The 1,356-nt window shown below is 61.6% G+C and carries 2 protein-coding genes and 1 pseudogene; all 3 read right to left on the reverse strand.

From position 1 onward, the window contains the following. Positions 1-200: 200 nt before the first annotated feature. The gene (locus tag AX703_RS05675; RefSeq protein ID WP_009824013.1) at positions 201-947 is read right to left on the reverse strand and encodes an HAD-IIB family hydrolase; all 747 of its coding nucleotides are present in this window, start codon (positions 945-947) and stop codon (positions 201-203) included. Next, positions 944-1,066 carry a hypothetical protein gene (locus tag AX703_RS28645; RefSeq protein WP_021243092.1) on the reverse strand — a complete coding sequence of 41 codons (123 nt, stop codon included), beginning with the start codon at positions 1,064-1,066 and terminating at the stop codon, positions 944-946. Before AX703_RS28645 ends, AX703_RS05675 begins: the two co-directional genes overlap by 4 nt. Beyond that, a pseudogene (locus tag AX703_RS28225) lies at positions 1,050-1,356 on the reverse strand (hypothetical protein); the annotation flags it as partial. The pseudogene AX703_RS28225 and the gene AX703_RS28645, both read right to left, overlap by 17 nt.

The following is a 1,356-nucleotide window of genomic DNA, read 5'->3' on the forward strand; positions in this document are numbered from 1 at the left end:
ACCTGCAAGAAATGCGCGGCGAGCTGCCGAACGATGGCGGACATGTCGAGCTGAGTTTCCTCGAACGCGCCCAGGCGTAGTGAGGTCAAGCAGCTCCAGCACCATTGAAGCGATCCGTCGGCTCTACAATGTGGGACCGCTGCGAAGCTGGGTCGTATGGGTGCGAAAGCGGGACTGGTTAAGGATCGGCGGTAGCGCTTCTAGACCAGCCAGGCAGCGATCGCGCCAACCACCGACTTGGTTTCGGCAACGTCGCGGACTCGCACGGTATCCAGCCCGAGATGCTTGGCCGGATAATCATTTCCGCCCGGGAAGATCGCGTCACCGAAGAAGATCATCTCGTCGAGTGCGACGCCGGTCTGCTCGGAAAGGCGCTTAAGGCCATAGGCCTTGTCTATCCCTTCGCGGGTGATGTCGATCGATGTCGCCCCGCCGATATTGATGGCAAAGCCTGGCAGCAACGGCTGGAGCAGGGCCTGCAATTTCTTGCGCTTGGCGTGATCGGGATCCCACGTGTCCTTGGCCTCGAGCGGCGCCTGCTGACCGAGCGCGGAGAATGTGATCTGGCTGCCGCGATCCTCGATCTGCTCGCCCCAGATGTTCTCGTTTGCATAGCCCGCCTGCTCGACCGCCTTGGTCAGTGCTTCGCGGATGCGCTGGCTTTCGTCGCCGGTGAACAGATCGGCATAGATACGCGTCCATTGGCCGTCGGCGTGACGATATAGCTTGGTGCCCGTGGTCGGCTGGATGATAAAATTGTCGAGCCGCGCACGGGCGGGCATGCGCGACACCACCTGTTTCTCGAATTGCGGCCAGTCGCCTCCGGAGATGATCGCTACCATCGTCACGTCGAGCAGGCGGGTAAGCAGATCCGCCATTTCATCGTCGAGCGGCTGCTTGCTGAGCGCGAGCGTTCCATCGAGGTCGAAAGCGGCCAGTCGCTTCATGATGATCCTCCCACAAGCGGCAGCAGAAATGCGTCGATGGCATCGGCGATGCCATCTTTGTCGTCGCTGGTTGAAATGTAGTGCGCTGCGCTACGGATCTCCTCAGGCGCCTTGCCCATGGCGATCGATAGGCCGGTGCGCACGAGCAAAGGGCAGGTCATTGGGCATGTGGCCGAGCGCCCGCGCCAGGGCATCGACGCCAGCTCGCTTGTTGGCATAGGGGTTGGTGACGTCCAGATAGTAGGTCCGCGACCGGGCAATCGTCGCCGACGCCAGGCTCTTGTCCTTGCGAACCAAAGTCCGTCGATGTCGGAGATGACGAGGCCCAGCATCATTGGCCGATCCTGTGCCAACGCACGAACCCGCTCCGCGGGAGAGTCGCTTGGGGTGCCGTAGCGTAGTATTGTTC

The sequence above is a fragment of the Novosphingobium sp. CCH12-A3 genome (assembly GCF_001556015.1).
Lineage (GTDB): Bacteria > Pseudomonadota > Alphaproteobacteria > Sphingomonadales > Sphingomonadaceae > Novosphingobium > Novosphingobium subterraneum.